Source organism: Burkholderia sp. SIMBA_051, assembly GCF_046534915.1.
Taxonomy (GTDB): Bacteria; Pseudomonadota; Gammaproteobacteria; order Burkholderiales; family Burkholderiaceae; genus Burkholderia; species Burkholderia ambifaria.
The window spans coordinates 1-270 of record NZ_JAWRXS010000304.1; the positions used below are offsets into that span (position 1 = coordinate 1).

Consider the following 270-nt stretch of genomic DNA (forward strand, 5'->3'; position numbering starts at 1 on the left):
TGCGCACTCTTCGCGAACAGCAAAAAGCCCGCTGCGGTGGTCGGATCCTGGCCGAGATCCATCTTGCTCCCGTCGGCCAGCTTGTAATCGCCGTCCTTCATCTGATATTTTTGCGCATCCTGCCCAAGCGACTGGAAAAGCGACATAAACCCTCCGAGCGCGTCCGCTTTCTCGCTAACCGCGTCGGACTGGGATGCGGTGAGCGGCGTTCCATCCGCTTCAGACCACTTTGCATAGCCGCTCACCGCGTCACTATGAAAAGCGTTAACC

The 270-nt window shown here is 58.1% G+C and carries 1 protein-coding gene; it reads right to left on the reverse strand.

Annotated features, from left to right (window positions below; translation table 11 throughout):
* A partial coding sequence (locus SB771_RS34630; RefSeq protein ID WP_410721991.1) for a hypothetical protein occupies positions 1–270 on the reverse strand: 270 nt, incomplete at both ends.